This is a genomic window from Streptomyces sp. NPDC104581 (genome assembly GCF_055583685.1).
In genome coordinates this window covers 23,923-50,125 of the sequence record NZ_JBVJNN010000007.1, presented here as the reverse complement: position 1 = coordinate 50,125, position 26,203 = coordinate 23,923, and the positions used below count along the sequence as shown (strand labels likewise).

Annotated in this window: 30 protein-coding genes and 1 tRNA gene; 15 read left to right on the top strand and 16 right to left on the bottom strand. The window is 71.8% G+C overall.

Features of this window, described 5'->3' with window-relative positions; all coding sequences use genetic code 11:
- Nucleotides 1–122: 122 nt before the first annotated feature.
- Both chpH and ACZ61E_RS08435 read right to left on the bottom strand, forming a co-directional pair.
- Nucleotides 123–356 carry a chaplin ChpH gene (chpH, locus tag ACZ61E_RS08440; RefSeq protein WP_078078129.1) on the bottom strand — a complete coding sequence of 78 codons (234 nt, stop codon included), beginning with the start codon at nt 354–356 and terminating at the stop codon, nt 123–125.
- A gap of 135 nt (nt 357–491) precedes the next feature.
- Nucleotides 492–1,817: a M20/M25/M40 family metallo-hydrolase gene (locus tag ACZ61E_RS08435; RefSeq protein ID WP_469698708.1), complete on the bottom strand. Its 1,326-nt coding sequence runs from the start codon at nt 1,815–1,817 to the stop codon at nt 492–494.
- Nucleotides 1,818–1,944: 127 nt separating this feature from the next.
- On the opposite strand from ACZ61E_RS08435, the gene ACZ61E_RS08430 reads away from it, so the two are divergent.
- Nucleotides 1,945–2,029 (top strand) — tRNA-Leu (locus tag ACZ61E_RS08430).
- A gap of 55 nt (nt 2,030–2,084) precedes the next feature.
- Here ACZ61E_RS08430 and ACZ61E_RS08425 read toward each other — a convergent pair.
- The 3 genes from ACZ61E_RS08425 to ACZ61E_RS08415 form a co-directional block, all read right to left on the bottom strand.
- Nucleotides 2,085–2,714, bottom strand: coding sequence for an MBL fold metallo-hydrolase (locus ACZ61E_RS08425; protein ID WP_469698707.1), 630 nt, complete (start codon nt 2,712–2,714; stop codon nt 2,085–2,087).
- Complete coding sequence (locus ACZ61E_RS08420; RefSeq protein WP_469698705.1) at nt 2,714–3,799, bottom strand: S-(hydroxymethyl)mycothiol dehydrogenase; 1,086 nt, start codon at nt 3,797–3,799, stop codon at nt 2,714–2,716. Before ACZ61E_RS08420 ends, ACZ61E_RS08425 begins: the two co-directional genes overlap by 1 nt.
- 70 nt (nt 3,800–3,869) lie before the next feature.
- Nucleotides 3,870–4,571, bottom strand: coding sequence for a FadR/GntR family transcriptional regulator (locus tag ACZ61E_RS08415; protein ID WP_469698703.1), 702 nt, complete (start codon nt 4,569–4,571; stop codon nt 3,870–3,872).
- 131 nt (nt 4,572–4,702) lie between these two features.
- On the opposite strand from ACZ61E_RS08415, the gene ACZ61E_RS08410 reads away from it, so the two are divergent.
- Together ACZ61E_RS08410 and ACZ61E_RS08405 are read left to right on the top strand one after the other, a co-directional pair.
- Nucleotides 4,703–5,233, top strand: a complete 531-nt coding sequence (locus ACZ61E_RS08410) for a gluconokinase (protein ID WP_469698701.1) — start codon at nt 4,703–4,705, stop codon at nt 5,231–5,233.
- A 93-nt stretch (nt 5,234–5,326) separates the two neighbouring features.
- Nucleotides 5,327–6,733, top strand: a complete 1,407-nt coding sequence (locus ACZ61E_RS08405) for a GntP family permease (RefSeq protein WP_469698699.1) — start codon at nt 5,327–5,329, stop codon at nt 6,731–6,733.
- 46 nt (nt 6,734–6,779) lie between these two features.
- Here the strand turns inward: ACZ61E_RS08405 and ACZ61E_RS08400 are convergent, their stop codons facing one another.
- Both ACZ61E_RS08400 and ACZ61E_RS08395 read right to left on the bottom strand, forming a co-directional pair.
- The gene (locus ACZ61E_RS08400; RefSeq protein WP_469698697.1) at nt 6,780–7,490 is read right to left on the bottom strand and encodes a cytochrome b/b6 domain-containing protein; all 711 of its coding nucleotides are present in this window, start codon (nt 7,488–7,490) and stop codon (nt 6,780–6,782) included.
- Complete coding sequence (locus tag ACZ61E_RS08395) at nt 7,432–8,097, bottom strand: molybdopterin-dependent oxidoreductase (protein WP_469698930.1); 666 nt, start codon at nt 8,095–8,097, stop codon at nt 7,432–7,434. The genes ACZ61E_RS08400 and ACZ61E_RS08395 overlap by 59 nt, the downstream gene beginning before the upstream one ends.
- A gap of 147 nt (nt 8,098–8,244) precedes the next feature.
- Here ACZ61E_RS08395 and ACZ61E_RS08390 point away from each other — a divergent pair, with 147 nt between their 5' ends.
- Complete coding sequence (locus ACZ61E_RS08390) at nt 8,245–8,679, top strand: ASCH domain-containing protein (RefSeq protein WP_469698696.1); 435 nt, start codon at nt 8,245–8,247, stop codon at nt 8,677–8,679.
- A 113-nt stretch (nt 8,680–8,792) separates the two neighbouring features.
- On the opposite strand, the gene ACZ61E_RS08385 is transcribed toward ACZ61E_RS08390, so the two are convergent.
- Complete coding sequence (locus tag ACZ61E_RS08385) at nt 8,793–10,448, bottom strand: FAD-binding dehydrogenase (protein WP_469698694.1); 1,656 nt, start codon at nt 10,446–10,448, stop codon at nt 8,793–8,795.
- A gap of 90 nt (nt 10,449–10,538) precedes the next feature.
- Here ACZ61E_RS08385 and ACZ61E_RS08380 point away from each other — a divergent pair, with 90 nt between their 5' ends.
- The 6 genes from ACZ61E_RS08380 (at nt 10,539) to ACZ61E_RS08355 (ending at nt 15,142) form a co-directional block, all read left to right on the top strand.
- Nucleotides 10,539–11,069, top strand: coding sequence for an NUDIX hydrolase (locus ACZ61E_RS08380; RefSeq protein ID WP_469698693.1), 531 nt, complete (start codon nt 10,539–10,541; stop codon nt 11,067–11,069).
- Nucleotides 11,070–11,114: 45 nt separating this feature from the next.
- Complete coding sequence (locus ACZ61E_RS08375; RefSeq protein WP_469698691.1) at nt 11,115–11,507, top strand: YidH family protein; 393 nt, start codon at nt 11,115–11,117, stop codon at nt 11,505–11,507.
- Complete coding sequence (locus tag ACZ61E_RS08370) at nt 11,507–11,830, top strand: DUF202 domain-containing protein (RefSeq protein ID WP_469698689.1); 324 nt, start codon at nt 11,507–11,509, stop codon at nt 11,828–11,830. Before ACZ61E_RS08375 ends, ACZ61E_RS08370 begins: the two co-directional genes overlap by 1 nt.
- Before the next feature lie 604 nt (nt 11,831–12,434).
- The gene (locus tag ACZ61E_RS08365) at nt 12,435–12,731 is read left to right on the top strand and encodes a hypothetical protein (RefSeq protein WP_469698687.1); all 297 of its coding nucleotides are present in this window, start codon (nt 12,435–12,437) and stop codon (nt 12,729–12,731) included.
- Between the two features lie 165 nt (nt 12,732–12,896).
- Nucleotides 12,897–13,919 carry a phosphotransferase family protein gene (locus ACZ61E_RS08360; RefSeq protein ID WP_469698685.1) on the top strand — a complete coding sequence of 341 codons (1,023 nt, stop codon included), beginning with the start codon at nt 12,897–12,899 and terminating at the stop codon, nt 13,917–13,919.
- An 8-nt stretch (nt 13,920–13,927) separates the two neighbouring features.
- Complete coding sequence (locus ACZ61E_RS08355; RefSeq protein ID WP_469698683.1) at nt 13,928–15,142, top strand: acyl-CoA dehydrogenase family protein; 1,215 nt, start codon at nt 13,928–13,930, stop codon at nt 15,140–15,142.
- An 8-nt stretch (nt 15,143–15,150) separates the two neighbouring features.
- Here ACZ61E_RS08355 and ACZ61E_RS08350 read toward each other — a convergent pair whose 3' ends face one another.
- The 3 genes from ACZ61E_RS08350 to ACZ61E_RS08340 are packed head-to-tail and all read right to left on the bottom strand — an operon-like array spanning nt 15,151 to nt 16,679.
- Nucleotides 15,151–15,744, bottom strand: coding sequence for a TetR/AcrR family transcriptional regulator (locus ACZ61E_RS08350; protein ID WP_329032471.1), 594 nt, complete (start codon nt 15,742–15,744; stop codon nt 15,151–15,153).
- Nucleotides 15,745–15,762: 18 nt separating this feature from the next.
- Nucleotides 15,763–15,912, bottom strand: coding sequence for a hypothetical protein (locus tag ACZ61E_RS08345; RefSeq protein WP_469698682.1), 150 nt, complete (start codon nt 15,910–15,912; stop codon nt 15,763–15,765).
- The gene (locus tag ACZ61E_RS08340; RefSeq protein WP_469698680.1) at nt 15,909–16,679 is read right to left on the bottom strand and encodes an SDR family oxidoreductase; all 771 of its coding nucleotides are present in this window, start codon (nt 16,677–16,679) and stop codon (nt 15,909–15,911) included. The genes ACZ61E_RS08345 and ACZ61E_RS08340 overlap by 4 nt, the downstream gene beginning before the upstream one ends.
- Before the next feature lie 254 nt (nt 16,680–16,933).
- Between ACZ61E_RS08340 and ACZ61E_RS08335 the strand changes: the two genes are divergently transcribed.
- On the top strand, nt 16,934–17,545 hold the full coding sequence (locus ACZ61E_RS08335; RefSeq protein WP_469698678.1) for a hypothetical protein: 612 nt from the start codon (nt 16,934–16,936) through the stop codon (nt 17,543–17,545).
- Nucleotides 17,546–17,675: 130 nt separating this feature from the next.
- Here the strand turns inward: ACZ61E_RS08335 and soxR are convergent, their stop codons facing one another.
- On the bottom strand, nt 17,676–18,146 hold the full coding sequence (gene soxR / locus ACZ61E_RS08330; RefSeq protein WP_469698676.1) for a redox-sensitive transcriptional activator SoxR: 471 nt from the start codon (nt 18,144–18,146) through the stop codon (nt 17,676–17,678).
- 118 nt (nt 18,147–18,264) lie between these two features.
- Between soxR and ACZ61E_RS08325 the strand changes: the two genes are divergently transcribed.
- Nucleotides 18,265–18,726, top strand: coding sequence for a MaoC family dehydratase (locus ACZ61E_RS08325; protein ID WP_469698675.1), 462 nt, complete (start codon nt 18,265–18,267; stop codon nt 18,724–18,726).
- 55 nt (nt 18,727–18,781) lie between these two features.
- On the opposite strand, the gene ACZ61E_RS08320 is transcribed toward ACZ61E_RS08325, so the two are convergent.
- Nucleotides 18,782–19,411, bottom strand: coding sequence for a TetR/AcrR family transcriptional regulator (locus ACZ61E_RS08320; protein ID WP_469698674.1), 630 nt, complete (start codon nt 19,409–19,411; stop codon nt 18,782–18,784).
- Between the two features lie 149 nt (nt 19,412–19,560).
- Between ACZ61E_RS08320 and ACZ61E_RS08315 the strand changes: the two genes are divergently transcribed.
- From ACZ61E_RS08315 to ACZ61E_RS08305, 3 genes are read left to right on the top strand one after another with little or no spacing between them, the layout of a single operon-like run.
- Entirely contained in the window at nt 19,561–20,217 is a 657-nt protein-coding gene (locus tag ACZ61E_RS08315) for a TetR/AcrR family transcriptional regulator (RefSeq protein ID WP_385795854.1), read from the top strand.
- Between the two features lie 14 nt (nt 20,218–20,231).
- Complete coding sequence (locus ACZ61E_RS08310) at nt 20,232–21,011, top strand: ArsR/SmtB family transcription factor (RefSeq protein ID WP_469698672.1); 780 nt, start codon at nt 20,232–20,234, stop codon at nt 21,009–21,011.
- A 44-nt stretch (nt 21,012–21,055) separates the two neighbouring features.
- A complete protein-coding gene (locus tag ACZ61E_RS08305; RefSeq protein ID WP_469698671.1) occupies nt 21,056–22,054 on the top strand; it encodes a DMT family transporter in 999 nt (332 codons plus the stop codon).
- 6 nt (nt 22,055–22,060) lie between these two features.
- Here ACZ61E_RS08305 and ACZ61E_RS08300 read toward each other — a convergent pair whose 3' ends face one another.
- The 3 genes from ACZ61E_RS08300 to ACZ61E_RS08290 form a co-directional block, all read right to left on the bottom strand.
- Entirely contained in the window at nt 22,061–23,140 is a 1,080-nt protein-coding gene (locus tag ACZ61E_RS08300; protein WP_469698670.1) for a Zn-dependent alcohol dehydrogenase, read from the bottom strand.
- Between the two features lie 19 nt (nt 23,141–23,159).
- Nucleotides 23,160–24,572 (bottom strand): aldehyde dehydrogenase family protein, encoded by a 1,413-nt coding sequence (locus tag ACZ61E_RS08295; protein WP_469698668.1) that lies wholly within the window; start codon nt 24,570–24,572, stop codon nt 23,160–23,162.
- Nucleotides 24,573–24,693: 121 nt separating this feature from the next.
- Nucleotides 24,694–26,055: an ABC transporter ATP-binding protein gene (locus tag ACZ61E_RS08290; RefSeq protein WP_469698667.1), complete on the bottom strand. Its 1,362-nt coding sequence runs from the start codon at nt 26,053–26,055 to the stop codon at nt 24,694–24,696.
- Nucleotides 26,056–26,203: the final 148 nt, after the last annotated feature.

The following is a 26,203-nucleotide window of genomic DNA, read 5'->3' as shown; positions in this document are numbered from 1 at the left end:
TCTCCCCCCCCCCCCCCCCCCCCCCCCCCCCCCTCCTCCTCCCCCCCCCCCCCCCCCCCCCCCCCCCCCCCCCCCCCCCCCCCCCCCCCCGGGCTCAGACCCTTACGGGTTGAGGTACAACGTCACGCGTTGACGCAGGTGTTGCCGAAGGTGGGGTTCAGCAGCCCGATCACGGAGACCGTGTTGCCGCAGACATTCACCGGAATGTGGATGGGCACCTGGACGACATTGCCCGAGAGCACACCGGGGGACCCGACAGCGGCACCCTGGGCACCGGAATCGGCAACGGCCATGCCCGCACCCGCGAGCACGAGACTGCCGGTGGCAGCCGCAGCGGCGACGACCTTCTTGATCATTATTCCTCCTCGTTGGCAAACGCGGTCCCGACCTCGGACCGCACACCTGTAACGAGAAGGAAGTAATCGGGCTACGAGCGTATGGTCGCATTCACTCTTCTCAGTCAAGTGCGTACATGCTGCCGAATACCGGCCTCAGCACGCGTCGATGAAGCGGTCGAGCACCCGTGTGCCGAACTTCAGGCCATCGAGCGGCACCCGCTCGTCCACACCGTGGAACATCCCGGCGAAGTCCAGCTCCGGCGGGAGCTTGAGCGGGGCGAAGCCGAAACCGCGGATGCCGAGGTCGTCGAAGGACTTGGCGTCCGTGCCGCCCGAGAGCATGTACGGGACGGCCCGCGCGATCGGGTCCTCGGCGACGAGCGCGGTCTGCATGGCGTCCACGAGCCTGCCGTCGAAGCTGGTCTCCAGGGCCTTGTCGCCGTGCACGTCCTCGCGCCGCACCCGCGGGCCGAGGATCCGGTCGATGTCGGCGAGGAACTCCTCCTCGTACCCGGGCAGGAAGCGGCCGTCGACATGGGCGGTCGCCTGGCCGGGGATCACGTTCACCTTGTAGCCCGCGCCGAGCATGGTGGGGGCGGCGGAGTTGCGCAGGGTGGCGCCGATCATCTTCGCGATGCCGCCGAGCGTCGCGAGGGTGCCCTCCATGTCCTCCGGGTCGAGCGGCACGCCCAGCGCGTCGGACAACTCGTCGAGGAACGACCGCACGGTCTTGGTCATCCGCACCGGCCACTCGTGCCGGCCCAACCGCCCCACCGCCTCGCAGAGTTCGGTGATGGCGTTGTCGGTGTTGGTCATCGAGCCGTGGCCGGCCGTACCGTCCACGGTCAGCCGCATCCAGTGCATGCCCTTCTGCGCCGTCTCGACGAGATACAGCCGCAGGTTCTCGTTGACGGTGAAGGAGAAGCCGCCGACCTCGCTGATCGCCTCGGTGACGCCCTCGAAGAGATCCGGGTGGTTGTCGACGAGGTACCGCGCCCCGTACGTACCACCCGCCTCCTCGTCGGCCAGGAAGGCGAGGACGATGTCGCGCGGGGGCTTGCGCCCGCTGCGGAGCCGGTCCCGCACCACGGCGAGCGTCATGGCGTCCATGTCCTTCATGTCGACCGCGCCGCGCCCCCAGAGGCAGCCGTCGGCGATCTCGCCGGCGAACGGGTCGTACGTCCAGTCGTCCGCGTTGGCGGGGACGACATCGGTGTGGCCGTGGATGAGCAGCGCGGGCCTGGAGGGGTCCTCGCCGGCGATCCTGGCCACGGTGGAGGCGCGGCCCTTGTGCGATTCGACGATCTTCGGTTCGAGTCCCACCTCGGCCAGTTTCCCGGCCACGTACTCGGCGGCGAGCCGTTCACCGGGGCCCGAGTGGTCGCCGTAGTTGCTGGTGTCGATCCGGATCAGGTCGCGGCAGAGGTCGACGACCTCGTCCTCGCCCCGGACCGTCCCGCCCGTGTTCGGCTCGCTCACGCTGCTCACTCCCGCTGTCGTTGCCGGTGGTCGTCCCATCCTCCCACCGGGGCGGGATCGGGCAGTGCCCGATGTTTGCTATGGTTTTCCACGTCGGAACGGCCTCTGGCCGCCCGGCGGACACCTTGTCCGGGTGGCGGAATGGCAGACGCGCTAGCTTGAGGTGCTAGTGCCCTTTATCGGGCGTGGGGGTTCAAGTCCCCCCTCGGACACTCGATCGGAAAAGCCCCTGCTGAGCAGGGGCTTTTCGCTGTTCGTGGGTCGTGTTCAGCCGCCGGACCTGATCCATTCGTCCAACTGCGGCGCCTCGTCGCCGATACGGGTCGAGTCGCCGTGGCCGGTGCGGACCACCGTCTCCGGCGGCAGTGTCAGCAGCCGTTCGCGGATCGACTCGATGATCGTCGGGAAGTGCGAGAAGGACCGCCCGGTGGCGCCGGGTCCGCCCTGGAAGAGCGTGTCACCGGAGAAGACCGTGGACAGGGCGGGGGCGTACAGACAGACGGCGCCGGGCGCGTGGCCCGGGGTGTGCAGCACCGTGAGGGTGGTGCCGGCCACCGACAGGGCCTGGCCGTCGGTGAGTTCGCCGTCCGGGAGGCGGTCCGGGTGGGTCTGCTTCCACAGCGGGAGGTCGTCCGGGTGGAGCAGGATCGGCGCCCCGGTCGCGGCGGCGAGGGCCGGGGCCGCGTCGATGTGGTCGTTGTGGGCGTGGGTGCAGACGACGGCGCGCAGGGCCCGGCCGCCCAGCGCGCGCTCGATGGCCCCGGCGTCGTGGGCCGCGTCGATGACGATCGCCTCGGTGTCGTCGCCGACGATCCAGACGTTGTTGTCGACGTCCCAGGTGCCGCCGTCGAGCGAGAAGGTGCCCGAGGTGACGAGGTGGTCGATACGGCCGGCCATCAGAGCGTCACCACCGAACGCAGGACGTCACCCTCGTGCATCCGGGCGAACGCCTTCTCCACGTCGCCGAGTCCGATGGTCTCGGTGACGAACGCCCCGAGGTCGATCCGGCCCTGCTGGTGCAGGTCGATGAGCATGGGGAAGTCGCGGGAGGGCAGACAGTCGCCGTACCAGGACGACTTGAGCGAGCCGCCGCGGCCGAAGACGTCGAGCAGCGGCAGTTCGAGCTTCATGTCGGGGGTGGGGACGCCGACCAGGACGACCGTGCCGGCCAGGTCACGTGCGTAGAAAGCCTGTTCGTACGTCTCCGGGCGGCCGACCGCCTCGATGACGACATCGGCGCCGAAGCCTCCGGTCAGCTCCCGGATCGCCTCGACGGCGTCGGCGGAGCGGGAGTTGACGGTGTGGGTGGCGCCCATGGACTTCGCGGTGGCCAGCTTGCGGTCGTCGACGTCGACGGCGATGATCCGGGCCGCGCCCGCGAGACGGCTGCCGACGATCGCCGCGTCGCCGACCCCGCCGCAGCCGATGACGGCGACCGAGTCGCCCCGGCCGACGTTGCCGGTGTTGATCGCCGCACCGATGCCGGCCATGACGCCGCAGCCCAGCAGACCGGCGACGGCCGGTGCGACGGCCGGGTCGACCTTGGTGCACTGTCCGGCGGCGACGAGAGTCTTCTCCGCGAAGGCCCCGATGCCGAGCGCGGGGGACAGCTCGGTGCCGTCCGTCAAGGTCATCTTCCGCTTCGCGTTGTGGGTGTCGAAGCAGTACCAGGGCCTGCCCCGCAGGCAGGCCCGACAACTGCCGCAGACGGCACGCCAGTTGAGGATGACGAAATCACCGGGGGTGACATCGGTGACTCCGTCGCCGACCTCCTCGACCACACCCGACGCCTCGTGTCCGAGGAGGAAGGGGTAGTCGTCGTTGATCCCGCCCTGCTTGTAGTGCAGATCGGTGTGGCAGACACCGCACGCCTGGATCCTCACCACGGCCTCGCCGGGTCCGGGATCGGGGATCACGATCGTCTCGACCCGTACCGCCTCGTTCTTGCCGGGCGCCACGACGCCTTGCACCTGCTGCGACATGCCAGGACCTGCCTCTCCATCGAGCCTGAAGAGGCAAGTCTGACACCGTCGCGGGCGCACGCGCCCCCGGTCAGGGTGCCAGGACGTCGAGTTCCTGGAGGGCGCCGACGGCGATCTCGCGGGTCAGTTCCTCCGCGCGGGCCGCGTCCCGCTCCCGTACGGCCTCGGCGACCTGTACGTGCAGGGTGACGGCCGCCGGGTCCGGGTCGTGGAACATCACCTCGTGCCGCGTACGGCCCGTCAGGACCTCCGCCACCACATCACCGAGCCGGGCGAACATCTCGTTGCCCGACGCGTCGAGGACCACCCGGTGGAAGGCGATGTCGTGCCGGAGATAGCCCTCCAGCTGGTGACCGCGCGAGGTGGCGACCATGCCGAGCGCCTGCTCGGTGAGGGCCGCGCACTGTTCGGGCGTGGCGTGCACGGCGGCGAGACCGGCGGCGACCGGCTCGACGGCGGAGCGCAGGACGGTCAGGGAGCGCAGCTGGCGCGGCCGGTCGCTGCCCGCGAGACGCCAGCGGATGACCCGCGGGTCGTAGACGTTCCACTCCCGGGCGGGCAGCACCGTGACGCCGACGCGGCGACGCGACTGGACGAGGTGCATCGACTCCAGGACGCGGACCACTTCGCGGACCACCGTGCGCGAGACGTCGAAGCGCTGGGCGACCTCGTCGGTGCGCACGACACCGCCCTCGGGGTACTCGCCCCCCGTGATCGCGAGACCGAGGGTGTCGAGCACATGGGTATGCAGGCCCCGGCCTTCTGTGGTCATGCCGGAAGCCTACGGGGCGGGTACGGCGAAGAAAAAATATGACGTGTGGGTTACGACACCTTGAATACGTCGTACATATAGGTTTCAGTAGCGCGGAGGCAGCGGAGCCCCTGAAGACAGCGAGGCATCAGATGAGCACCCCCCACGTCGTCGTGGTGATGGGCGTGGCAGGCACCGGCAAGACCACCGTCGGTCCCCTGCTGGCCAACGCGCTGGGCGTCCCGTACGCCGAGGGCGACGACTTCCACCCCCCGGCGAACATCGCCAAGATGTCGGCCGGCACCCCGCTGGACGACGACGACCGCCGGCCCTGGCTCGACGCCATCGGGCAGTGGGCGCACGGCCGGGCCGGTCTCGGCGGAGTGGTCAGCAGTTCGGCGCTCAAGCGCGCCTACCGCGACCGGCTGCGGGCGGCGGCGCCCGGCGCCGTCTTCCTGCATCTCACCGGTGACCGCGCCCTGATCGAGCGCCGGATGGCGGGCCGCAAGGGGCACTTCATGCCGACCGGCCTGCTGGACTCGCAGTTCGCCACGTTGCAGCCGCTCGGCGACGACGAGGCGGGCGTCGCCGTCGATGTGACGGGCACCCCCGAGGAGATCACCGAACGGGGTGTCGCCGCGCTCCGCCGCCTGGACCGTCCCCAACGGCCCGAACCCGCCTGACGGGCAGGGCCCCGTCCCGGAGGCACTCCTCCGACTCCCCCCGAGTCCCCGACCCCCGGATCTCTCCCCGACTCCCCGAACTAAGGAACCCCCGTGACCAGTCTCAGCGTCGAGACGCTGGCAGCGGACGCCGTGGAACCGATCACCTCGGCCGGCAACACGCAGCTGGGCATCGCCGTTCTCGCCGGTATTGCCGTCATCGTCCTGCTCATCACCAAGTTCAAGGTGCACGCCTTCCTCGCCCTGACCATCGGCACCCTGGCGCTCGGCGCCTTCGCCGGCGCGTCCCTGGGCGACACGATCACCAGCTTCTCCGCCGGTCTCGGCTCCACCGTCGCGAGCGTCGGCGTCCTGATCGCCCTCGGCGCGATACTCGGCAAGCTGCTCGCGGACTCGGGCGGCGCCGACCAGATAGTCGACACGATCCTCAGCCGGGCGAGCGGGCGCGCGATGCCCTGGGCGATGGTCCTCATCGCCTCGGTGATCGGGCTGCCGCTGTTCTTCGAGGTCGGCATCGTGCTGCTGATACCCGTGGTGCTGCTGGTCGCCAAGCGCGGCAACTACTCCCTCATGAGGATCGGTATCCCGGCGCTGGCCGGCCTCTCCGTCATGCACGGGCTGATACCGCCGCACCCCGGCCCGCTCGTCGCGATCGACGCCATCGGCGCCGACCTCGGCATCACCCTCGCGCTGGGCCTGGTGATCTCCGTACCGACGGTGATCATCGCGGGTCCGCTGTTCTCCCGTTACGCCGCGCGCTGGGTGGACATCCAGCCGCCCGAGCGGATGCTCCAGACACTGGAGAAGCGCCCGTCCGACGAGACCGAACGGCGCCCCAACTTCGGCGCCACCGTCGCGACCGTCCTGCTGCCCGTCGTCCTCATGCTGGTCAAGGCGCTGGTCGACATCGTCGTGGACGACCCGGAGAACCAGGTCCAGAAGGTCGCCGATGTCGTGGGCTCCCCGCTGATCGCGCTGCTCGCCGCCGTCGTGGTCGGCATGTTCACCCTGGGGCGCGCCGCCGGGTTCACCAAGGACCGGCTCGCCTCGACCGTCGAGAAGTCCTTCGGGCCCATCGCGGGCGTGCTGCTGATCGTCGCCGCGGGCGGCGGTTTCAAGCAGACCCTGATCGACGCGGGCGTGGGCCAGATGATCCTGGACATCTCCGAGGACTGGGCGATCCCTGCGCTGCTGCTGGGCTGGCTGATCGCGGTGGCGATCCGGCTGGCGACCGGTTCGGCGACGGTCGCGACGATCTCCGCCGCAGGTCTGGCGGCGCCGCTCGCCGCGGACATGTCCACCTCGCACGCGGCGCTGCTGGTGCTGGCGATCGGCGCCGGATCGCTCTTCTTCAGCCATGTCAACGACGCCGGATTCTGGCTGGTGAAGGAGTACTTCGGGATGGACGTCGGCCAGACGGTCAAGACCTGGTCGGTGATGGAGACGATCATCTCCGTGGTCGGACTCGGCTTCGTGATGCTGCTGTCGCTGATCCTCTAGCGCGGCAGCGCCCGCGCTGCGGACCGGGCGGACCGGGCGGGGCGGGTCACTCCTCTTCCTTCCAGAGTGGGTGCTCCCGCTCCGCCCACGGCCGTTCGACCGATCCGGTCCGCATGCCCCGCCGCGCCTGTGGGTCCGCGTACGCCATCCCGATGTGCCCGGCGAGCACGAGCCCCACGGCCAGCGAGAGCCAGTCGTGCACGAAGGTGGCGCTCGTCCGCCACACCAGCGGTGTCAGCCGGGTGAACCACATCATCAGGCCGGTGGCGAGCATGACCAGTACGGCTCCGGCGATCCAGCCCGCGTACACCTTCTGACCCGCGTTGAACTTGCCCGAAGGCCGCGCCCCCGGCCGGAAGTCGCGCCGCCGTACCGCCCGCAGCCACTGGCTGTCGTGCGGCGCGAAACGGTTCAGCCGGCGCAGATCCGCCCGGAACGACGGGGACGCGAGACCCACGAGGAACGGCGCGGGCAGCAGCAGTCCCGACCACTGGTGCAGCGTGACCACCAGATGGCGGCGGCCGACGAGTTCGGCGAGTTGCGGCACGTACAGACAGGCCGCCGTCACCACGCACAGCAGCATCAGCGCGGCCGTGGAGCGGTGGACCAGCCGCTCGGCGCGGCTGAACCGCCGCCGCGGCCGGGGCGCCGTGTCCGGTGCCGTGTCCCGCCGCCCGTCGGACGGTTCGCCGTCCCGGTCAGACCGTCGGGGTGTCGGTGCGGCCGTTGGACCGCCCGACCCAGGCGTCGACGTCATAGCCGCGCTCCTCCCAGTAACCGGGGCGGACGTCGGAGGTGACGGAGATCCCGGAGAGCCATTTCGCCGACTTGTAGAAGTACATGGGCGCCACGTAGAGCCGTACTGGACCGCCGTGCCGGTGTTCCAGCGGCTTGTCCCGCATCCCCAGCGCCACCAGCACGTCGGGCCGCCGGGCCTGCTCCATGGTCAGGCTCTCGGTGTACGTGCCGTCGAAGCAGGTGAAGCGGACCGCCTTCGCGCCGGGCCGTACCCCCGCCGCGTCGAGGATCCGCGACAGCCGTACGCCCTCGAACGGCGTGTCCGGCACCCGCCAGCCGGTGACGCACTGGACGTCGCGGACCATGCGGGTCCGCGGCAGCCTCCGCAGGGCGTCAAGGGTGTAGGTGGTGGGCCGCTCGACCAGCCCGTCCACCGTCAGCCGGTAGTTCTCGGGGCCCTTGCGGGGTACGGAGGTCGCCACCGAGTAGTAACGGAACCCGCCGCCGTTGGGCAGCAGTCCGGTCAGTCCCGTGGGGTCACGGTCCGACGCAGCGCCGAGGAACGCTTCGAGTCCGCGCTGGAGATACGGCGCGGTGACGACGCCCGCCGCGCCGAGTCCGAGCATGGAGAGGACCAGGCGGCGCCCGACGGGCGTGCCCTCCCGGTCGTCCTGTGGAGTGGTCACCCACCGATTCGAACACCGCCGGTGCCGGAAGACCAGGGGCGCCGTGATGACGTCATGGTTTCGTCAGAGTCCGGCAGACTGACGCCCATGGAGAAACCCCAGGAGCACCGCGAACCCCTCCCACCCTTCCTGCTCGCCTTTCCCGGGCCGCTGCGCGATCAGCTGGTCGCCGCCGTGCTCCGCGGCGAGAAGGTCTCGACGACGGGCCTCCTGGCCGAGTACGAGGCGGAGAAGGAGGAGCTGCCGCCGGTCGGTGAACGCTCGGCGCTGATCGACTCGCGGGGCCGCGCGGTCGCCGTCACGGAGCTGACGGAGGTGCGGGTGCTGCCGCTGGGGCAGGTCGATCTCCAGCACGCGCTCGACGAGGGCGAGGGATACGAGTCGGTCGAGGCGTGGCGCGCGGGCCACGAGGCGTTCTGGCACAGCGAGGAGATGCGGGAGGCGCTGGGCGACCCGTCGTTCACGGTCCACGACGGGACGCTGGTGGTGGCGGAGCGCTTCCGGGTCGTGGAGCGCCTGTAGCGCGGTGCGCCGGTGCGCCGGTGCGCCGTACGCCGCTTCGGCGCCCGCCGCTCAGCGCCCCCGCGCGCCCCGTCCGGCCGCCCGCGCGACGCCCACCGACTCAGCCCACCGCCTCAGCCCACCGCCTGCGCCGCCGCCCGTCCGGCCGCCCGGCCCGAGAAGACACAGCCGCCCAGGAACGTCCCCTCCAGCGAGCGGTAGCCGTGCATGCCGCCCCCGCCGAAGCCGGCGGCCTCCCCCGCCGCGTACACACCCGGCAGCGGTGCCCCGTCCCGCCGCAGCACGCGCGACGACAGGTCGGTCTCCAGGCCGCCGAGCGACTTGCGGGTGAGGATGTGCAGCCGTACCGCGATCAGCGGACCCGCCTTGGGGTCGAGGATGCGGTGCGGCGCCACCGTACGGATCAGCTTGTCGCCCAGATACGAGCGCGCCCCCCGTACGGCCGTCATCTGGAGGTCCTTGGTGAACGGGTTGGCGACCTCCCGGTCCCGGGCGGTGATCTCCCGGCGCAGTTCGGCCTCGTCGATCAGCGGCTCGTCGGTGAGCGCGTTCATCCCCCGTACGAGCGCGGCCAGATCCTTCTCCACGACGAAGTCCGCGCCGTTGTCCATGAACGCCTTCACCGGTCCCGGCACGTCCTGCCGCGCGCGGTTGATCACGTCGCGGACCGACCTGCCCGTCAGATCGGGGTTCTGCTCGGAGCCCGAGAGTGCGAACTCCTTGCCGATGACACGCCGGTTGAGGACGAACCAGGTGTGGTCGTGGCCCGAGTGCATGATGTGGTCGAGCGTGCCGAGGGTGTCGAAACCGGGGAACAGCGGCACCGGGAGCCGTCTGCCGCGCGCGTCGAGCCAGAGCGACGAGGGACCGGGCAGGATCCGGATGCCGTGCCGGGCCCAGATCGGGTTCCAGTTCTCGATGCCCTCCGTGTAGTGCCACATCCGGTCGCGGTTGATGTGGCGGGCGCCGGCGCTCTCGGTGATGCCGAGCATCAGGCCGTCGACATGGGCGGGGACGCCGGAGAGCATCTTCCCGGGCGGGGTGCCGAGGCGTTCGGGCCACTGCGCGCGTACGAGGTCGTGGTTGCCGCCGATACCGCCGGACGTCACGACGACGGCCTGCGCCCTGAGTTCGAACGCGCCGGCCGTGACACGGCTGCTGGCCGTGCCGCGTTCGGCGTCGCTCGGCTCCAGCACCTCACCCGTCACGGTGTCGACGGCGCCGGCCGTGGCGCCGAGTCCGGTGACCCGGTGCCGGAAGCGGAACGTCACCAGCCCCCTGGCGACACCTTCGCGGACCTTCCGCTCGAACGGCTCGACGACTCCGGGGCCGGTCCCCCAGGTGATGTGGAACCGCGGCACCGAGTTGCCGAGCCCGCGCGCCCCGTAGCCGCCGCGCTCGGCCCAGCCGACGACCGGGAAGAACCGCACACCCCGCTCGCGCAGCCAGGAGCGCTTCTCCCCGGCGGCGAAGTCGACGTAAGCCTCGGCCCACTTGCGCGGCCAGTGGTCCTCGTCGCGGTCGAAACCGGCGGTGCCGAGCCAGTCCTGGAGGGCGAGTTCGCGGCTGTCCCTGACGCGCAGCCGCCGCTGTTCGGGGGAGTCCACGAGGAACATCCCGCCGAAGGACCAGTGCGCCTGCCCGCCGATGGAGGCCTCGGGCTCCTGGTCGAGCAGGATGACCGAGCGCCCGGCGTCGACGAGTTCGGCGGTGGCGACCAGCCCCGCCAGTCCCGCGCCGATCACGATCACATCAGCGTCGTACGCCATGGGTTCCCACCTTCTCGGGGCGACTGAGGTGGTCCGATCCTCCGTACGGGCCGGTAACGAGTCAACCGTCCGGCATGCCAGGCTGTCCCCATGAGCGCCGCAGACGAAATCCTCGACGTCGTCGACGAGCACGACCGTGTCGTCCGGCGGGCCACGCGCGGCGAGGTGTACGCGAAGGGGCTGCGGCACCGCTGTGCCTTCATCCTGGCGCGCGACGCCGACGACCGCGTCTTCGTCCACCGCAGGACCGCGACCAAGCTGGTCTTCCCCTCGCACCACGACATGTTCGTGGGCGGGGTCGTGGGCGCGGGCGAGACGTACGACGACGCGGCGCTGCGCGAGGCCGAGGAGGAGCTGGGCGTCAAAGGGCTGCCACGGCCCGTGCCGCTGTTCTCGTTCCTCTACGAGCCCGAGGGCGGCGGGCAGGGGTGGTGGTCGCGCGTCTACGAGGTCCGCTGCCCACTGCCGGTCTCCCCGCAGGCGGAGGAGATCGACTGGCACGCCTTCCTCACGGAGGAGGAGCTGGACCGGCGGCTGGCGCGGAGCGCCGAGGGCCGCGGGTGGCTGTGGACGCCGGACGGCCTGGCGGCGTACGACCGGCTCAGGGCGGCCCGCGCGTGAGGTGCCCGCCCCGGGGCCCCGTGGGCGGGCCGTAAGGTGCGACGGGTGATCGACTTCGTGAGGAACCTGCGTCTGTGGTTCGCGCCCCGGCGGATCGGCGACGAGGGAACGACCCCCGACTACCGCTTCTCGCTCGCCAACGAACGCACGTTCCTCGCCTGGATCCGCACCGCGCTCGCCCTGGTCGGCGGCGGATTCGCGGTGGACCAGTTCCTGCCCGACCTGCGTTGGGGCGTTCGCGTGGGACTGGCCGTGGTCCTCTTCGCGATCGGCGCGCTCAGCGCGCTGCGGGCGATCAGCCAGTGGGTGCGCAGCGAGCGGGCGATGCGCCGGGGCGAGGACCTGCCGGTGACACCGTTCCCGACGCTGCTGGGTCTGTCGGTCGCGGCCGTCGCAGTGATCATGCTGGTCGTGGCCTTGACCGACCGGTCCGGCTGATGGGGAGCCCGGCCGCGCACGGCGCCGCGCGGGACCCCGGCCTCCAGCCGGAGCGGACCCGGCTGGCCTGGCGGCGTACGACGCTGACGTACACGGTCGTGGCGGTGCTCGCGGGCCGACAGGCCGTCAGGGGCGAGGTGACGGGGGCGGGGCTCGTGGCGGCGGCGCTGGGCGCGCTGGTGTGGGTGGCGTTGCTGTGGGTGGCGCACCGGCGGATCGTGGCGCTGGACACGGCGCGCCCGCCTGCGCTGCCGGTGCGCGCGGGTGTCGCGACGGTGGTCTGTGTGCTCTGTCTGGCCGCGTACGGCACGACCGTGCTCTGAGCGCCCGCCGGTGCGGGACTCCCCGGTGGGAAGGGTGTCCCCCGTGCGAGCTACGCGCAGGTGTCCACCGTGGGGTGACCGATTCGCGATCAAGCCGGCCGGGCCGAGGGTGAGACAGACGGCGGGCCACCGTCGGCACAGGGCGAGCGGAAGGCACCGGAGGGCGACCGCGACGACGGCCGCCGCGTCGTAGGGGCGGTTCGGCACACCGCCGAGCACCGTGCCGTGGCCGCGCAGCGCGGGCACGAGCGACCCGGCGAGGAGGAGCAGCCCGAGCGAGAGGTACCGGACGGTGCCGTCGACCCGGCGCAACAACTCCGGGGCCCGTCGCGGACTGATCACCGGCGCGAGTCCAGCGAGCCTCCGGGGAGCCGCGCCGCCGGGTGGTACGTGAACGCCCGCGCCGCCCGAACCGGCCCCGGGTGTGGGGGCTGGGCGGTGGCGCGGTTCCGGTGGTCGTACGCCCCAGGTGAGCACCGCCCGGACCGGGTGGTCGTCCGATTTCCGGGACGCGGAACCGGACCCGCCGGTCGGGGCGGACAGGGCTGGTAGCGTCCCGTCCGCCCGGACAGACCACCCCAAGAGCAAATAAAAGGTGCACATCATGACCGCCACCCACCAGGAACACCCGACACACGAGCACACCCACGGACCGACCTGCGGCCACACCGAGGTGCGGCACGGCGACCACGTCGACTACGCCCATGACGGCCATCTGCACCGCAGGCACGCCGAGCACTGGGACGAGTGCGAGCCAGTCGCCCATGTCACCCACGAGAACCACCCCCACCGGCACGGCGAGGGCTGCGGCCACCCCGCCGTGGCGCACGGCGACCATCTCGACTACGTCCACGACGGCCACCGCCACGCCGCCCACGACGGGCACTGGGACGACCACTGACGCGAGCGGGCCCGCCGGGTCCGCCCACCCACGGACCCGGCGCACCGCCCCCCCCTTCACACCCTTCGGCGGTTTCCCGCCACGCACTGGACGGCATACCGACTGGTCGGCATCATTGACGGCGACGACATCCCCAGCCGCCCCGCCGTCATGGAGGTACCACCGATGAGTGCCAGTCCCCCGCCAGGACTCGACCCGGAGAAGCTGCGCGGCCGTCTCGACCGCGACAGCCCCGGACTGGTGGAGGGACCGCTGAGCGCCCGTCTGATCGAGGGCGGCCGGTCCAACCTGACGTACGCGGTCACCGACGGCGTCCATGAGTGGGTGGTCCGCCGGCCCCCGCTCGGCCATGTGCTGGCCACGGCGCACGACATGACGCGTGAGTTCCGGGTGATCAGCGCGCTGCACCCGACGGCCGTGCCGGTGCCCGGACCACTGCTGCTGTGCGAGGACCCGGAGGTGCTCGGGGCGCCGTTCTACGTCATGGAGTACGTGACGGGGACCCCGTACCGCACGGCCGAGCAGCTCGCCCCGCTCGGCCCCGGGCGGACCCGTGCCGCGGTTCTCGGTCTCGTCGACACCCTCGTCGAACTGCACGCGGTGGACCCCGCCGCGGTGGGACTCGGCGACTTCGGCCGCCCCGAGGGTTTCCTCGACCGCCAACTGCGCCGCTGGGGAAAGCAGTTGGACGCCTCGCGCACCCGCGACCTGCCCGGTGTCGACGAGCTGCACGCGACCCTCGGGCGCTCCCTGCCCCACTCCCCCGCCCCCACCGTCGTCCACGGCGACTACCGGCTCGACAACGTGCTGATCGGTGACGACGACCGCATCAAGGCCGTGCTCGACTGGGAGATGTCCACGCTCGGCGATCCGCTGACGGACCTCGGCCTGCTGGTGATGTACAGCGCGCCGCTGGAGATCCCGGGCTCGCCCATCAGCACCACCGCGGGAGCGGCCGGCCATCCGGCCCCCGCCGAGCTGATCGAGCGCTACGCCGCCGGTTCCGGCCGTGACACCACGGCGATCGCCTGGTACACGGCCTTCGCCTGGTTCAAGCTCGCGGTGATCCTCGAAGGCATCCACTACCGCTACACGCTGGGCCGGACGGTCGGCGGCGGTTTCGAGCGCATCGGGGATCTCGTCCCCGTCTTCATCGAGCACGGCCTCACCACCCTTCAGGAAGGCTGACCGGATCCATGGACTTCGCATTCGACGCCCGCACCGAGGAACTCCGCAGCGAGCTGCTGGCCTTCATGGACGAGCGGATCCGTCCCGCCGAGGCGATCGCCCACGCACAGCGGGCCGAGCTCGCCGACCCGTGGGACACCCCGGCGATCGTGGCGGAGCTGAAGGCCGAGGCCCGTGAGCGGGGGCTGTGGAATCTGTTCCTCCCGGACGCGGAGCACGGCGCCGGGCTCACCAATCTCCAGTACGCGCCGCTCGCCGAGATCACCGGCCGCAGCCCGCAGCTGGCCCCGACGGCGCTCAACTGCGCGGCGCCGGACACCGGAAACATGGAGGTCCTGGCGCAGTTCGGCAGCGACGAGCAGAAGAAGCGCTGGCTGGAGCCGCTGCTCGCCGGTGAGATCCGCTCGGCCTTCGCGATGACCGAGCCGGAGGTCGCCTCGTCCGACGCGACGAACATCCGCACCCGGATCGACCGCGACGGCGACGACTATGTGATCAACGGCCGCAAGTGGTACATCTCCGGGGCGATGAACCCGGACTGCCGGATCTTCATCGTGATGGGCAAGACCGACCCGGACGGCGCCGACACCCGGCGCCAGCAGTCGATGGTGCTCGTCCCGCGCGACACCCCCGGTCTGACCGTCGAGCGCGCGATGAGCGTGTACGGCTACGAGGACCACCACCACGGGGGCCACGCCGAGGTGGTCTTCTCCGACGTCCGGGTCCCGACGGCCAATCTCATCGGCGAGGAGGGCGGCGGCTTCGCCATCGCCCAGGCCCGGCTCGGCCCCGGCCGGATCCATCACTGCATGCGGCTGATCGGCATGGCCGAGCGCGCGATCGAGCTGATGTGCACGCGGGCGGTCTCCCGTACGGCCTTCGGCAAGCCCATCGCCCAGCAGGGCGTGGTCCAGAACTGGATCGCGGACGCGCGGGTGAGCGTGGAGCAGTTGCGGCTGCTGGTGCTCAAGACGGCCTGGCTGATGGACACGGTGGGCAACCGGGGGGCGCACACGGAGATCCAGGCCATCAAGATCGCTACGCCGCGCGCGGTGGTCGACATCATCGACAGCGCGGTGCAGCTGCACGGCGCCGGCGGGGTCGGCCAGGACTTCCCGCTGGCCGAGCTGTGGGCCGCCGCGCGGACGCTGCGGCTGGCCGACGGACCGGACGAGGTGCACCAACGGTCGCTGGCGCGCCGTGAGCTGAAGAAGTACCTGTAGCCGGGCGACTACGGGCGCAGCGCGCGCAGCAGCAGGTCCGCGAGGTGGTCGGCGACCTGCTGCGGTGTGAGCGGGCCGTCCGGCCGGTACCAGGTGGAGAGGTGGTGGACCGATCCGAAGTGGTAGTCCACCACCAGGTCGGAGGGGGTGGCGGAGGTGAACACCCCGCTGCGCTGGCCCTCTTCGACCAGTGCGCGGAACCTCTCGTGGTAGCGCCGCCGCTCGGCCCGTACCTGCTTGTTCTTCTCGGGGCTCAGATGGTGCATCGAGCGGAAGAAGATCGCCGCGTCGTCCAGATTGTCGATGGTGGTGACGACCACGTCGGCCGCCGCCGCGCGCAGCCGGCGCTCTACGGGCTCGTCGGCGTCCGCGAAGGCGTCGAGCCGCTCCTGCTGGAGGCGGAGCACGCGGGCGTACACCTCCTGGAGGAGGTCTTCCTTGGAGCCGAAGTAGTGGTAGAGCGCGCCCTTGGTGACGCCGGCCGCCTCCACGATCTCCTGGACCGACGTACTGCCGTACCCCTGCTCGGCGAAGAGCCGGGTGGCGGCGGCCAGGAGGCGCTGGGGAACGGGGGTGCCGTTCCCGTCCGTCGTTCTGGCCACTGTCGCCACCCGCCTCTCTCAGCTCGCGGCGGTGTCCGCCGCCGCGGTGTGCGGCACCGTCGCGTTCGGTGCCGTCCCCTCGCGTGAACGCGGTTCACGCCTGAGGATCTTCCCACTCGTGGTCCTGAACGGCTCGGCCAGGACCCGTACACCGTACGGCTCCGTCATCGCCCGGCCTCTTCCCACTTCCGCTGGATCTGGTTCATGCCGGTCAGCCAGCGGTCGGGGTCGGTGGAGCGGGCCCGGTAGTAGTCGGCCACCTCGCTGTGCGGCAGCACCAGGAACCGGTCCTCGGCCATCGCGTCGAACAGCGCGTCGGCGACGGCCTCGGGCTCGATCGCCGTCGGCGCGAGTACGAGATCGCCCGCCGACCCGGCGGAGGTGAGCATGTCCGTACGGACGCCCTGCGGGCAGATGGCATGGACCTTGAGCCCGCGGTGACGGTAGGTCAGCGAGAGCCATTCGGCGTAGGCGAGCGCGCCGTGCTTGGTGACGCTGTACGGCGCGGCGCCGATCATCGTGAGCAGTCCGGCGGCGGAGACGGTGGAGACGAACCGGCCGGCGCCGCGATCCAGCCAGTCGGGCAACAGGATCCGGGAGGCGCGTACATGCGCCATGACATTGACGTCCCAGGCCGAAGCCCAGACGTCCTCGTCGGCGAAGGCGTCGCCCGGCGAGCCGAGGCCCGCGTTGGCGCAGTAGATGTCGACGGCGCCGCCGAGCGCGTCGCGGGCCTCTCCGACGACCTCGGAGGCGTCGCCCGGTACGGCGACGGCGCCGGAGCCGATGGACGCGGCGACGGCCTCGGCCTTCGCGGTGTCGAGGTCGTTGACGACGACGCGGGCGCCGCCGGCGGCGAATCCCCGGGCGAGCGCGGCACCGATGCCGCCGCCGGCTCCTGTGACCACCACACGCGCGCCCTGCACCGAACTCATCGGACCTGCCTCTCCGGTTCACCTTGGGACACCACCACTCGACACCGGCAGACTAACCAGTCGGTATGTCGCGACGGAAGGGGTCGGGGCGCCCGGGTCCGAGGGGTGGGCGGGGTCCGCCGGCCGGTCCGACGGCAGCACTCAGGAGTGAAAAATCGCCTGATGGCTGCCATCGGATTTTCGATGGAGCCGGATGGGGCACGCGTACGTCTATTGGATGACGCTGGTACAGCAACCGACGGAGGTGGCAGGCGATGGCCGGATTCCGGAGTCTCGCGAGACAGGTGCGCGATCCACGATGTGATCTGGCGCTGCGCCGGTATTCACTGCGTAAGTGCCTTGAGCGATTCGCCCCTTACGGGCATCGAGCCACCTGGGACCATCTGTGCGAACGGCACGACATCGAGCCGGAGGACCGAGCTCCCGATCCGGCGCGGCTGACGGCCGCGCTCGACGAACTCGAAGAGGCGCGGGCCGTCTGGCTCGCCTACGAGGTCAAGTTCGCCAAGCGCCGTAAGCGCGAGAAGCACGACGGGCTCAGAAGACCGCGAACATTCGACGACTGGCACCGCAGGACCTGGGGCGGCAACGGGGTGGTGCGGTGCGACGACCCGGCCGTCCACCCGTCGGAGCCGCTCGCCGAGGTGCTGCGCCGGCTGATCGCCGGGCTGGAGTCGGGACCGGGCGGAGTGTGCCCGGTGTGTACGGAGAAGGGGATCGTCTGGCGGCCGGATCTTTCGCAGGCTCCCTGGTCGGGACCGGTGTGCATGGGCTGTGGCATTGTCGTGCCGCGGCCCGTTCTCACATCTGAGGCCATGGAGCGGGCCAAGCGCGAACGGCAGCGGGAGCTGGCCTCGGTCGCCTGACCCGCCGTCGGCGGCGGGCCCGTTGACGACGGACGGCGCCGTAGGGACCGGTTCGGGGCGCACCGGTCCGCCGAGGATGTACGGCATGTCGGAATGGGCCCGCGGGGACGCACGCGGCGGTGCGCGGAGACTACTTCGGCGCGCGCCCGCGCTCGGCCAGGAGCCGGGAACCGGACATCCGGTCGCCGAACGCGTCGTCCGGGTTGGAGAGCACGCACGATTCGAGTGACAGACAGCCGCAGCCGATGCAGTCGGTCAGATGGTCCCGCAGCCGGCCGAGTTGTCTGATGCGCTCATCGAGTTCGGAGCGCCATGCCTTGGAGAGCCGGGCCCAGTCGTCATGGTTCGGCGTACGGCCCTCGGGAAGCTCGGCGAGGGCGTCCCTGATGGTGGCGAGCGGGATGCCCACGCGCTGGGCCGCGCGCACGAAGGCGACCCGGCGGAGGGTGTCCCTGCTGTAGCGGCGCTGGTTGCCACTGGTCCTGCGGCTGCTGATGAGCCCCTTGGCCTCGTAGAAGTGCAGGGCCGACGTCGCGGCACCGCTGCGCGCTGACAGCTGCCCGACGGTCAGTTCTTGGACATTCTCCGGAATCTTCGGCACCCGGCCGAGCCTACGTCGGTCCACGTGTCACGCGTTGACAGGACAGTCGGCCCCAACCATGCTGAGCAAGCGCTTGGACACCGCGCGGACGGCGCTTGAGAGGCAGGTATCGACAGACATGGCTGAGCCGAGGATCTTCACTTCCGCGGACGGACTGCGCGCCGCCGTAGGCGAGCAGTTGGGGCACAGCGACTGGCTGGAGGTCGACCAGAAGCGGATCGACCTCTTCGCCGAGGCCACCGGTGACCATCAGTGGATCCATGTGGACCCGGAGCGGGCGGCGCAGGGGCCGTTCGGCACGACCATCGCCCACGGCTATCTGACGCTCTCGCTCCTGCCGGTGCTCGTCCCGCAGGTCCTGGGCATCGAGAACGTGCGGATGGGCGTCAACTACGGCGTCAACAAGGTCCGTTTCCCCTCCCCCGTGCCCGTGGGCTCGCGGCTGCGCGCGACGGCCGCGCTCAAGGAGGTCGCCGAGGCGGGGGGCGGCATCCAGGTCACCACGGTCGTCACGGTGGAGCGCGAGGGCGCCGAGAAGCCGGCGTGCGTGGCGGAGTCGGTGTCCCGGTACTTCTTCTGAGTCCCGGTACCGCCCGCCGCTTGTGAGTCCCGGTACCGCTTCCGGCCGCCCGGCCTCATGAGTCGCGGGCGACCACCATGCGGAGCACGAGGTCGGCGTAGAGCGCGCCGACCTCGTCGGGCGTGCGGCGCCCCTGCGTGTTGAACCAGCGCGCCACGTCGATGCAGAGCGACAGCACGGCCAGGGTGGTGCCCGGCACGTCCGGGACGTCGAACTCCCCGTCGCGCACACCGTCCTGGAGGATCCGGCGGACGGTCGCGTCGCTGCGCCTGCGCAGTTCGACGATCTCCGCGCGGTGCTCGTCGGCGAGGGCGTCGAGTTCGTACTGGACCACGCGCGCCGTGGTGTGGCGTGCCGCGTGCCAGCGGACGAAGGAACGGACCGCGTCGGTGAGCCGCTCGGCCGCCGTGCCGTCGCGGCCGGCGGCGGCCTCCAGGATCTCCAGGGCCTTGTCGTGGCCGATCCGGCTGATCCGGTGGAGCAGCTCCTCCTTGGTCTTGTAGTGGATGTAGAGGGCCGCCGGGCTCATCCCGGCCCGGCTCGCGATGTCGCGGGTGGTGGTCGCGTGGTACCCGCGTTCGGCGAACGCCTCCACGGCGGCGACGAGCAGCCTTCTGGCCGCCTCGGGGGTGACCTCACCCCACGGCACGCCCTCGCCGTCGGCCGTCCGTTCCGCCGTACGCATCGCTCTCGCCCCTTCCGGTCAGCAGAACGCACACCCTACCCCGAAGGTGAGCAAGCGCTTAGGTCTGTCGCGGAACTGCCACCGCCCCGTTGCCGGGCGGCGGGCCGCGGGCCGGGACCGGTGCGGCGACCACCCATACGATGTGCGCCATGGCCCGACCCCGCAAGCCGCTCCTCAGCAGAGACCGCATCGTCGCGACCGCGGGCGCGCTCGTGGACGCCGAGGGGCTCGGCGCCGTCTCCACCCGCCGGCTGGCGGCGGAGCTGGGGGTCAGCGGGCCGTCCCTCTACAACCACTTCCGCAACAAGGACGAGATCCTGGACGCGGTCGCGGACTCCGTCAGCGCACAGGTCGATCTGTCGATGTTCGACGAGGACGACGTACGGGACTGGCGCACCGCGCTGCACGACTACGCCGTCTCCTACCGCGCCGCGCTCACGGCCCACCCGCACATCGTCCCCGTGCTCGCGCAGGGACCGGGCCGCCGCCCGGCGGGGCTGCGGGTGGCCGACGCGGTCTTCGGCGCGATGGTCAGGGCGGGGTGGCCGCCGGCCCAGGCGACCCATATCGGGGCGCTGATGCGGTACTTCATCACGGGGTCGGCGCTCGGGTCGTTCGCCCGCGGCTTCGTGGACGACGAGACGGCGTACGACCCCGCCGACTATCCGCACCTCGGCCAGGCGCATCTGCTGGCCGAGCGGCAGCAGCGGGTGGACGAGGGAGCGTTCGAGACGGGGCTCAGGGCGCTGATCGACGGGCTCGCGGGGCAGTACGAGACAGTTCGGGCCACACCGAAGAGTTCTTGAGGCACCCTGGAGGCATGCCGCAGACCTCCACGCCGAGAGCGGCCGGTTCCCCGGCGGAACCGGCCACCGCCGACCCCTTCGGACTGCCCGCCCCGTCGGCCTCGCCCGGCTCGCTCCTCGCCGGCTTCGCCGCGCTGCTCGCCGACGAGACACGGGCCGTCTTCTGCCTCTCGCTGCTCGACGGGCGCGCCTGGACGGCGGGCGAGCTGGCCCGGGAGGCGGGTGTCGCCGCGTCCACCGCGAGCGAGCACATCGGGAAGCTGATCGCCGCGCGGCTGGTCACCGAGGAGCGGCAGGGCCGCCACCGGTATGTGCGGCTGGCCGACGCGACCACCGCCGAACTGGTCGAGTCACTGGCCGCGCACGTCATGCCGGGCCGTGACAGCCCGCATGTCGTACGCGCGTCGAGGGCGAGTGGCGCCATGGCGCGCGGGCGCACCTGTTACGACCACTTCGCCGGGCGGCTCGGGGTGACCATCACGGAGGCCATGGGGCGGCGCGGACTGCTGCTGACGGACGCCGGGTTCGCCCTCACCGAGCCGGGCACGGAGTGGTTCCGCGAGCGGGGCATCGCGCTGGAGAGCCCCGGCCGCCGTCCGGCGGTCAGCTCGTGCCTGGACTGGACGGAGCGGCGGCGCCATCTGGCGGGGGTGGCGGGCGCGGGGCTCTGCCGGCTGGCCCTGGAGTCGAAGTGGTGTGTGCGCATCGGTACGGAGCGGGCGGTGCGGGTGACACCGACCGGTGAGCACGCGTTCGCCGAGCTGCTGGGGATCGAGGCCGCGAAGCTGCGGTAATACTTCGGTGACAGCCGAACTATTCAGGGCTTAACATCGCTCGCATGGCGAAATTCTCCTCGCGTGCCCAGGCGCGCCCGGCCGCACCGGCGGCCGTACCGACCGCCGCTCGCGGCACGTCCACCGCGGCCGGCGGATCCGCCGGCCGCGCGCAGCCGCTGGCCCTGGCCGCCGCCGGGGTCACCGTCGTCCTCTGGGCATCGGCCTTCGTGTCCATACGCAGCGCGGGCGAGGCGTACGCGCCGGGCGCGCTCGCGCTCGGCCGGCTGCTGACCGGATCGCTGGTGCTGGTCGCGATCCTGCTGATACGCCGCGAAGGGCTGCCGCCGCGCGCCGCCTGGCCCGGCATCGCGGTGTCGGGACTGCTCTGGTTCGGCGGGTACTCGGTCGTCCTCAACTGGGGCGAGCAGCTCGTCGACGCGGGCACGGCGTCCCTCGTCGTCAATATCGCGCCGCTGCTCATGGCGCTGCTGGCGTTCCGGCTGCTGGGCGAGAGTCCGGCGCCCCGGCTGCTCACGGGTATGGCCGTGTCCTTCGCCGGCGCCGTGGTGGTGGGCCTCTCGATGGCCGGTGACGGCAGCACCTCCGTACTCGGCGTGGTGCTCTGCCTGGTGGCGGCGGTGGCGTACGCGGGCGGTGTCGTCGCACAGAAGCCCACGCTGGCGTACGCGACCCCGTTGCAGGTGACGACGTACGGCGCCCTGATCGGGGCGGTCGGCTGCCTCCCGTTCGGCTGGCAGCTCGTCCAGGACGCCGTGCACGCCCCGCTGTCGGCGACGCTCAACATGGTCTATCTGGGCGTCTTCCCGACCGCGCTGGCGTTCACGACCTGGGCGTACGCCCTGGCCCGGACGACCGCCTCGCGGATGGGCGCCACGACGTACGCGGTACCGGCGATCGTCGTCCTGATGGCCTGGCTGCTGCTGGACGAGATCCCCGGCGCGCTCACGCTCGCCGGTGGTGTGCTCTGTCTGGCGGGAGTCGCGGTGGCGCGCTCCCGCCCGCGCCGGACGGGTGCCCGCACGGCCCCGGACACCCCTTAGCCGCTGTCAGAAGACGACCAGTGCCCGGCCGCCGCGGCCGGCGAGCATGGAGTCGAACGCGGCCGGGATGCCGTCCAGCGTGATCCGTGTCGTCACCAGCGAGCCGAGATCGAGGCGCCCCGCCCGTACGTGCTCGGCGAGGACCGGCAGATCGCGGACCGGGTCGCAGTTGCCGTACACACAGCCCGACAGTGTGCGGCCCCAGTGGAAGAGTTCCAGCGCGTTGAACGTCACCCGCTGGTCCTTGCCGCCGATGCCGACCACCGTGGTCCGGCCGCCCCTGCGGGTCGACTCCCACGCCGTGCGGATGGTGGCGGCGCGGCCGACGCACTCCACCGCGACGTCCGCGCCCTGTCCGCCGGTGAGCCCGCGGATGTCCTTGGCGGTGGTGGCGGAGGAGAGGAGCCAGTCGGTGGCTCCGGCGGCGCGCGCCAACTCCTCCTTCTCCGGGGAGACGTCGACGGCGACGATCGTGGACGCGCCCGCGACGCGGGCGGACTGGAGCACCGCGAGGCCGACCCCTCCGACGCCGAGGACGGCCACGGTCTCACCGGCGCGTACGCGGGCGCTGTGGTGCACCGCGCCGTATCCGGTGAGGACGGCGCAGCCGAGCAGCGCGGCGTCGGTGAGCGGGATGCCGTCGGGGACGGGCAGGACGCAGTTCGCGGCGACGACCGTCTCCTCGGCGAACGCGGCGACGTTCAGGCCGGGGTGGAGGTCCGTGCCGTCCGCGGCACGGGCGTGGATCGCGCCCGCGCCGGTCAGCGCCGAGGAGCAGAGCCAGACCTCGCCGAGGCGGCAGTGGTGGCACCCGCCGCAGGACGGCGCCCAGTTGAGGACGACGCCGTCGCCGGGTGCGACATGGGTGACGCCCTCGCCGACGGACAGGACCGTCCCGGCGCCCTCGTGGCCGAGGACGGCGGGCACGGGCAGCCGCATGGTGCCGTCGGTGAGCGACAGGTCGGAGTGGCAGACCCCGGCGGCGGCCAGCCGGATCCGGACCCGGCCGGGGCCGGGCTCGGGCAGTTCGATGTCGGTGATCTCCAGCGGAGCTCCGACGGCGGGCAGTACGGCTGCGCGGACCACGATCGGTTCGCCTCCCGGCTCAGAACTGGAGGGACTTGGTCTGGAGGTACTCGGTGAGACCGTGCGGGCCGAGTTCCCGGCCGACGCCCGACTGCTTGTAACCGCCGAACGGAGCCAGGGGGTTGAACCGGCCGCCGTTGATGTCGACCTGCCCGGTGTCCATCCGGCGCGCGAACGCGACGGCCTCGTCGTCGTCGCCCGCCCAGACCGCCCCGGCGAGCCCGTAGACGGTGCCGTTGGCGATCCGCAGGGCGTCCTCCTCGTCCTCGTACCTGAGGATCGACAGGACGGGTCCGAAGATCTCCTCCTGGGCGACGGTCATCCCGGGGGTGACGTCGGCGAGGACGGTCGGGGCGACGAAGTAGCCGATGTCGTGCGGGGGCCGGACGCCGCCCGCGACCAGCCGGGCGCCCTCGGCGACGCCCTTCTCGATGTAGCCGCGCACCCGCTCCCGCTGTGCCGCGTTGACGAGGGGGCCGACCCGGCACAGTTCGTCGTGCGGGTCGCCCGCCCGGTACGAGGCGACGGCGGCCCCGGCCGCCTCCACGGCCTCGTCGTACCGGTCGGTGTGGACCAGCATCCGGGTCCACGCGCTGCACGTCTGGCCGGAGTTGGCCATGACGTTGGCGACTCCGGCCCTGACCGCCTTCGCGAGGTCGGCGCTCGGCAGGATCACGTTCGCGGACTTCCCGCCCAGCTCCAGCGCGACGCGCTTGACGGCCGCTCCCGCCGTGGCGCCGATCCGCCGGCCGACGGCGGTGGAGCCGGTGAAGGAGACGAGGTCGACGTCCTCGTGCGCGGCGAGCGCCTGTCCGGCGACGGCGCCGATGCCGGTGACCACGTTGACGACCCCCGCGGGCAGCCCGGCCTCGTGGACGGCCTCGGCGAAGAGCTGGGCGGTCAGCGGGGTGTCCTCGGCGGGCTTGACGACGATCGTGCAGCCGGCGGCGAGCGCGGGAGCGACCTTGGCGACGATCTGGTGCAGCGGGTAGTTCCAGGGGGTGATCGCGCCGACGACACCCACCGGTTCCATCAGCACCGTCGAGTTGCCGATCCGCTCCTCGAAGGCGTAGCCGGCGGCGAGTTCGGCGTACGAACCGGCGACGGCCACCGGCGCCGAGGCGTGCACCGCCCTCGACAGCTTGAGCGGCGAGCCGAGTTCGGCGGTGACGGTCTCGGCGATCTCCTCCTTGCGGGCGGCCATCGCGTCCCGCAGGGCCGCGAGGCGCGCCGCGCGTTCGGCGGGCGGGGTGGCCGCCCAGCCGGGGAAGGCGGCGCGCGCGGCGCGTACGGCGGCGTCGATGTCCTCGGCGGTGCCCGCGGGGACCTCCGCGACGACCCGCTCGGTCGCCGGGTTGACGACGGCGATGGTGTCGGCACCGGCGGCGGGGCGCCACCGGCCGCCGATGTACATGCTGTCGTGTGCCTTCATCGCTGTTCCTCCCGGAGACTGCCGCGCACGGCCGGTTCGGCACCGGCACACCCAAACTAGCGGTGTTAGTTTTCCGGCGCCAGGGAACTCCGGGGTCCCGAATGTCACATCCGGTACGGCGTCACACGTCGAGGCCGGCCATGTCCGTGGGGGCGGGACAGATCCGCCGGCCGTAGTGGTCGAAGACGTAGAGATGCGCCAGGTCCACCAGGAGCGGCACCTGCGCCCCGGTCCGCACCCGTGTGTCGGGCCCCGTCCGCACGACGAGGTCGCTCGCGGTGATCGCGGGACGGTCCGGGGTGTACGCGGACGGGCCGGGCTCCGGCTCGTCCAGCGCGACGACGGGACCCGAGACATGCGCGGGGACCCGGCCGGGGACGGCCGCGGCTGCCCGCTCCCGCAGACGTTCCAGGACCCCGGGGCCGCTGCGTCGGCGGCGCGGCGCCGTCCTCGGGCGGGGCGATTCGAGGTCGGGCACCACCGCGGGCTGCGAACCGGTGTTGAGGTGCACCAGCGCCTCGTGCCCCTGGTACTCCATGTGCTCGACGATGCCGCTCAGCGCCACCTCGCCGGGGCGCGCCTGGCTCGGTGGCGCGATGCGCGCCGCCTCGGACCGCAGTCCGACGATGATCTGGCGGCCCTGCTGGATACGGAGCAACTGGTGGTCGGGGCTGAGCGGTTCGGGCAGCGGCAGCCGCTGCCGGCCGAGATCGATCGACATCCGGCCTTCGAGCGGCGCGTACACGACGGCCTGGAGCAGATTGATGCGCGGGGTGCCGATGAAGGCGGCGACGAAGACGTTGCGCGGCAGCGCGTACGTCTCACGCGGCGAACTGACCTGCTGGAGCACACCGCCGCGCATCACGGCGACCCGGTCGCCGAGTGACATCGCCTCGGCCTGGTCGTGCGTCACATAGACGGTCGTGACCCCCAGCTCGGCCGTCAACTGCGCTATCTCGGCCCGCAGATGGTTGCGGAGCTTGGCGTCGAGATTGGACAGCGGCTCGTCCATGAGGAACGCGGAGGGGCGCCGTGAGATGGCACGCCCCATCGCGACGCGCTGGCGCTCCCCGCCGGAGAGCTGACTGGGGTAGCGGTCCAGTACGTTCTCGATCCCCAGCATCCGGGCGGTGGCCTCGACGCGCGCCGAGCTGTCCTGCCGGGGCTTCTCCAGCCGGAGGGGGAAGCCGATGTTGTCGCGGTTGGTCATGCTCGGGTAGAGGGCGAAGTTCTGGAACACCATCGCCATACCGCGTTCGCGGGGCGGCATGAGGTTCGAGCGCTCCCCGTCGAGCAGCAACTCGCCCTCGGTGATGTCCTCCAGACCGGCGATCATGCGCAGCACGGTGGACTTGCCGCAGCCCGACGGGCCGAGCAGCACCACGAACTCGCCGGGCTCGATGTCCAGGGAGAGACGGTCGACGGCGCGTGTGGTCCGTCCGTACACCTTGCTGACACTGTGCAGAGATATGGCGCGCGTCATGAGGATTCCGCCCGGAAGGTGAGGTGGAGCGTCCGCGACGCCTGAAGTTAGCCGACCGCGCGGGGTCAGGGAATGACTTGCGGCGCCGCGACGTGCCCCGGGGCGGTACGGGGCGGGGGCGGTACGGCAGTTGCGGGGGGCGGGGTCC

What these genes read in the sequence shown, in the direction of transcription:
- ACZ61E_RS08335 (WP_469698678.1), top strand. Translation starts at nt 16,934, where the DNA reads ATGGCCGGATTCCGGAGTCTCGCGAGACAGGTGCGCGATCCACGATGT.
- chpH (WP_078078129.1), bottom strand. Translation starts at nt 356, where the DNA reads ATGATCAAGAAGGTCGTCGCCGCTGCGGCTGCCACCGGCAGTCTCGTG.
- ACZ61E_RS08355 (WP_469698683.1), top strand. Translation starts at nt 13,928, where the DNA reads ATGGACTTCGCATTCGACGCCCGCACCGAGGAACTCCGCAGCGAGCTG.
- ACZ61E_RS08320 (WP_469698674.1), bottom strand. Translation starts at nt 19,411, where the DNA reads ATGCGTACGGCGGAACGGACGGCCGACGGCGAGGGCGTGCCGTGGGGT.
- ACZ61E_RS08395 (WP_469698930.1), bottom strand. Translation starts at nt 8,097, where the DNA reads ATGCTCGGACTCGGCGCGGCGGGCGTCGTCACCGCGCCGTATCTCCAG.
- ACZ61E_RS08305 (WP_469698671.1), top strand. Translation starts at nt 21,056, where the DNA reads ATGGCGAAATTCTCCTCGCGTGCCCAGGCGCGCCCGGCCGCACCGGCG.
- ACZ61E_RS08360 (WP_469698685.1), top strand. Translation starts at nt 12,897, where the DNA reads ATGAGTGCCAGTCCCCCGCCAGGACTCGACCCGGAGAAGCTGCGCGGC.
- ACZ61E_RS08345 (WP_469698682.1), bottom strand. Translation starts at nt 15,912, where the DNA reads ATGACGGAGCCGTACGGTGTACGGGTCCTGGCCGAGCCGTTCAGGACC.
- ACZ61E_RS08340 (WP_469698680.1), bottom strand. Translation starts at nt 16,679, where the DNA reads ATGAGTTCGGTGCAGGGCGCGCGTGTGGTGGTCACAGGAGCCGGCGGC.
- ACZ61E_RS08310 (WP_469698672.1), top strand. Translation starts at nt 20,232, where the DNA reads ATGCCGCAGACCTCCACGCCGAGAGCGGCCGGTTCCCCGGCGGAACCG.
- ACZ61E_RS08390 (WP_469698696.1), top strand. Translation starts at nt 8,245, where the DNA reads ATGGAGAAACCCCAGGAGCACCGCGAACCCCTCCCACCCTTCCTGCTC.
- ACZ61E_RS08290 (WP_469698667.1), bottom strand. Translation starts at nt 26,055, where the DNA reads ATGACGCGCGCCATATCTCTGCACAGTGTCAGCAAGGTGTACGGACGG.
- ACZ61E_RS08420 (WP_469698705.1), bottom strand. Translation starts at nt 3,799, where the DNA reads ATGTCGCAGCAGGTGCAAGGCGTCGTGGCGCCCGGCAAGAACGAGGCG.
- ACZ61E_RS08385 (WP_469698694.1), bottom strand. Translation starts at nt 10,448, where the DNA reads ATGGCGTACGACGCTGATGTGATCGTGATCGGCGCGGGACTGGCGGGG.
- ACZ61E_RS08295 (WP_469698668.1), bottom strand. Translation starts at nt 24,572, where the DNA reads ATGAAGGCACACGACAGCATGTACATCGGCGGCCGGTGGCGCCCCGCC.
- ACZ61E_RS08380 (WP_469698693.1), top strand. Translation starts at nt 10,539, where the DNA reads ATGAGCGCCGCAGACGAAATCCTCGACGTCGTCGACGAGCACGACCGT.
- ACZ61E_RS08415 (WP_469698703.1), bottom strand. Translation starts at nt 4,571, where the DNA reads ATGACCACAGAAGGCCGGGGCCTGCATACCCATGTGCTCGACACCCTC.
- ACZ61E_RS08410 (WP_469698701.1), top strand. Translation starts at nt 4,703, where the DNA reads ATGAGCACCCCCCACGTCGTCGTGGTGATGGGCGTGGCAGGCACCGGC.
- ACZ61E_RS08365 (WP_469698687.1), top strand. Translation starts at nt 12,435, where the DNA reads ATGACCGCCACCCACCAGGAACACCCGACACACGAGCACACCCACGGA.
- ACZ61E_RS08400 (WP_469698697.1), bottom strand. Translation starts at nt 7,490, where the DNA reads ATGACGTCGACGCCTGGGTCGGGCGGTCCAACGGCCGCACCGACACCC.
- ACZ61E_RS08315 (WP_385795854.1), top strand. Translation starts at nt 19,561, where the DNA reads ATGGCCCGACCCCGCAAGCCGCTCCTCAGCAGAGACCGCATCGTCGCG.
- ACZ61E_RS08370 (WP_469698689.1), top strand. Translation starts at nt 11,507, where the DNA reads ATGGGGAGCCCGGCCGCGCACGGCGCCGCGCGGGACCCCGGCCTCCAG.
- ACZ61E_RS08425 (WP_469698707.1), bottom strand. Translation starts at nt 2,714, where the DNA reads ATGGCCGGCCGTATCGACCACCTCGTCACCTCGGGCACCTTCTCGCTC.
- ACZ61E_RS08325 (WP_469698675.1), top strand. Translation starts at nt 18,265, where the DNA reads ATGGCTGAGCCGAGGATCTTCACTTCCGCGGACGGACTGCGCGCCGCC.